Origin of the sequence: Porphyromonas sp. CAG:1061, from assembly GCF_000435035.1 — a bacterium.
Classification (GTDB): Bacteria; Bacteroidota; Bacteroidia; order Bacteroidales; family Porphyromonadaceae; genus Porphyromonas_A; species Porphyromonas_A somerae.
In genome coordinates this window covers 21489-25120 of sequence record NZ_HF988913.1, presented here as the reverse complement: position 1 = coordinate 25120, position 3632 = coordinate 21489, and the positions used below count along the sequence as shown (strand labels likewise).

Sequence of the window (3632 nt, the reverse complement as noted above, 5' to 3'; positions counted from 1 at the left end):
CTTGGACCGCTACAGGGATTGGACGCCATGAGTTTACACTCGCGGCACATGCGATCGCTATGGGCGGCCATGTACGTGTGGGCTTTGAGGATAACCTCTACCTCTCTAAGGGGGTATTGGCGAAGTCCAATGGCGAGTTGGTAGCAAAGGTGGTACGGATTGCCAAGGAGCTGGGTCGTGAGATTGCTACCTCTGATGAGGCACGTGAGATCCTTTCACTCCCACCTCGTAAGTGATTCTCTAGACACACTCATATAAAGAATAATAGAATAGACATTAATATATATATGGCTCAGAAACCAGGAAATAGATATGGCACCCATAGGGTGATTTCACCTAAAGGGGTATTGCCACAGCCTGCCGATAAGGTGGACAATAATATGGATGAGATCTTCGATAATGAGATCCTCATCGATGTGAAGACACTTAATATAGACTCTGCAAGCTTTACCCAGATCTCCAAGCAAGCTGGAGGAGATAAGGATAAGATTGCCGAGATCATGATGGATATTGTGGAGAAGCAGGGAAAGCATCGCAATCCTGTCACTGGCTCTGGTGGTATGCTACTCGGAGTGGTGGAGAAGATCGGTGATGCCCTCAAGGGTAAGATCGACCTGAAGGAAGGGGACAAGGTGGCAACACTTGTTTCGCTTTCGCTGACTCCGCTAAGGATAGATAAGATTAAGGAGATTCGCCCTGAGATTGACCAGGTGGATATCGATGGTAAGGCGATTCTCTTTGAGAGTGGTATCTATGCCAAGATTCCAGATGATCTGCCTGAGAACCTAGTGCTTTCGGCTCTTGACGTAGCGGGGGCACCTGCTCAGGTGGCTAAGCTAGTGAAGCCAGGGGATACAGTTACGATCATCGGAGCAGGTGGTAAGAGTGGTATGCTCTGCTGCTATGAGGCGAAGAAGCGTGCTGGCGTCACTGGCAAGGTGATCGGTATTGATTACTCTCAGGAGAGTGTGGAGCGACTAAAGCGTCTCGGCTTCTGTGACGAGGTCTTCTCGGCCGATGCTACGCAACCTATCCCAGTAATGGAAAAGGTGGAGAAGCTGACTAATGGTAAGATGAGTGATATCACCATCAATAATGTCAATATCCCAGATACCGAGATGACGAGTATCCTCTGTACCAAGGGGGATGGCATTGTCTACTTCTTCTCTATGGCAACGAGCTTCACCAAAGCAGCCCTTGGTGCTGAAGGGGTAGGAAGTCAGGTGACCATGATGGTGGGCAATGGCTACACTGCTGGTCATGCCGAGATCACTCTGCAGGAGTTTAGAGAGTGCGAACCACTAAGAAAGCTATTTACTGAGCTTTACGCATAACAATGAAACAGTGGTGGAGAGAGATAGGGCAGACTGCTATTGACCTATCTCTCTGCCCACAAATAAAGAATAACGACCGAAAATACTATTTATGAATAAAAGTAGAAGAGACTACTACTTCCCCAATGTGACCGATGAGGAGTGGAATGACTGGCACTGGCAGCTCAAAAACCGAATTGAAACGGTAGAGGATCTGCAGAAGTATGTAGCACTAACGGAGGAGGAGCTAGAGGGAGTACGCAGTACGCTAAAGCAGCTCCGTATGGCCATTACTCCTTATTATATAAGCCTCATCAATCCCGACGACCCTAATGACCCAGTTCGCAAACAGGCAGTACCTACTGCTAAGGAGCTGGTGGTAAGTCCTGAGGATCAGCTCGACCCTCTGAGCGAGGACGAGGACTCTCCAGTACCAGGGCTCACCCACAGATATCCTGATAGGGTGCTATTCCTGATTACTGATATGTGTGCAATGTATTGCCGTCACTGCACTCGCCGTCGTTTTGCTGGGCATAAGGATGCCTCTGCTCCTAGAGAGCGCATCGATAGAGCCCTTGAGTATATTGAGCAGGCTACAGAGGTACGTGATGTGCTTCTCTCGGGTGGCGACGCTCTGATGGTAGGGGATAAGATGCTAGAGTATATCCTACAGAGGCTAAGGGCTATTCCACACGTGGAGATTATCCGCTTTGGATCGCGCGCTCCTGTAGTATTGCCACAGCGTATCACTCCTGAGCTGGTACAGATGCTTTCTAAGTATCATCCTGTATGGCTCAATACCCACTTCAATCACCCTAATGAGATTACCGAGGAGTCGAAGCTAGCTTGTGAGCGTCTTGCCAATGCTGGTATCCCTCTGGGTAATCAATCGGTGCTTTTGCGTGGTATCAATGACTGCCCTAGCATTATGAAGCACTTGGTGCATGAGTTGGTAAAGATTAGGGTACGTCCTTATTATATATATGTGTGCGACCTTTCTCAAGGTATTAGCCACTTCCGTACTCCAGTATCCAAGGGTATTGAGATCATTGAGGCCTTGAGAGGACATACTTCGGGCTACTGTGTACCTACCTTTGTGGTGGATGCTCCTGGTGGCGGTGGTAAGATTCCAGTGATGCCTAATTACATTATCTCTCAGTCGCCTCGCCGTGTGGTGCTCCGCAATTATGAGGGAGTGATTACCACTTATACGGAGCCCGAGGGGTACCAAGAGGGTACTTGCAACTGTGAGGAGTGTAATGATACTTGCGACGGAGTAGCTTCACTCCTTGCCGGTAATCATCTATCGTTATCTCCTACTCACTTGGCACGTAAGGAGCGTACCAAGAGGATTAGAGAGCAGAATAAGGATAAGTAACTCACGTGGGTGAGGCGGTCTCTTGTCAATATTCCTGGTATGCCATTTATCAAAAAACTACTAGCACTCAGTAGCCTTTCGATCGTAGGGACGGCCAAGAATACTGGCAAGACTGCCACACTCAATTATGTACTGCAGCGGATAGCCTCTCAAGCACCTGATAAGGTGGTAGGACTCACCTCTATAGGGCTGGAGGGGGAGCGACGCGATCAAGTGACGCAGACGGAGAAGCCCGAGATTACACTCTCTAAGGGGACTCTATTTGTCACGGCGGAGCACTACTATCGGCAGAAACAGCTCTCGGCAGAGGTGCTTGGAGTGGAGCGGGTTTATACCACTTCTACTGGGCGTCTGATATATGCTCGTGCGAGAGGAGAGGGCAAGGTGCTGATTGCTGGCCCACCCACCACTCAAGGGCTACGAAAGGTGGTGGAGGTGATGCAGCGGGATGGTGCCGACCTATCGATTATTGATGGGGCACTCTCTCGGAAGTCACTCGCTTCTCCTGCAGTAGCTGATGGGCTGATACTTGCTACGGGTGCGGCCTTTACGGCACAACCAGAGCGGCTGATACAGCTCACCAAGGAACTGGTGCAGCAGATAGAGTTGCCGGAGCTTTCAGATCGTCTACTAGCGAGTAGACTTGAGGAGGTGACTCATGGGATACGCCTGGTGGTAGGTGATGAGGTGCTCGATCCTGGCTATGCGTCGGCACTCCTTCCCCAATTTTGGGAGGATGGTCGGTGGCAATTGCTGGAGGGACTGGTATTTGTCTCTGGGGCGGTGCACGACAATCTCTTGGAGCGTATTCGGCAGTCTAAGGGGTGTCGGGGGCTGATTGTCCGCGACTTTACGAGGCTGTTTGTCTCGGGTCAGGCGGTGAGGAGCCTTCTGGCGAGTGGCAAAAAGCTCTATACCCTTCGGCGGGCAGGGTTGGGGGC

General features: G+C 50.4%; 4 protein-coding genes. All 4 read left to right on the top strand.

Features of this window, described 5'->3' with window-relative positions; genetic code table 11:
- The coding region (locus QVO39_RS04690; RefSeq protein ID WP_288171770.1) for a 3-keto-5-aminohexanoate cleavage protein at positions 1–236 on the top strand (236 nt) is incomplete at its 5' end.
- Between the two features lie 51 nt (positions 237–287).
- Positions 288–1334 (top strand): L-erythro-3,5-diaminohexanoate dehydrogenase, encoded by a 1047-nt coding sequence (gene kdd / locus QVO39_RS04685; RefSeq protein WP_021903219.1) that lies wholly within the window; start codon positions 288–290, stop codon positions 1332–1334.
- 91 nt (positions 1335–1425) lie between these two features.
- Positions 1426–2691, top strand: coding sequence for a lysine 2,3-aminomutase (kamA, locus tag QVO39_RS04680; protein ID WP_018027933.1), 1266 nt, complete (start codon positions 1426–1428; stop codon positions 2689–2691).
- Positions 2692–2730: 39 nt separating this feature from the next.
- Positions 2731–3632 (top strand): lysine 5,6-aminomutase reactivase subunit KamB (gene kamB / locus QVO39_RS04675; RefSeq protein WP_288171769.1); only part of this gene is annotated, 902 nt, incomplete at its 3' end.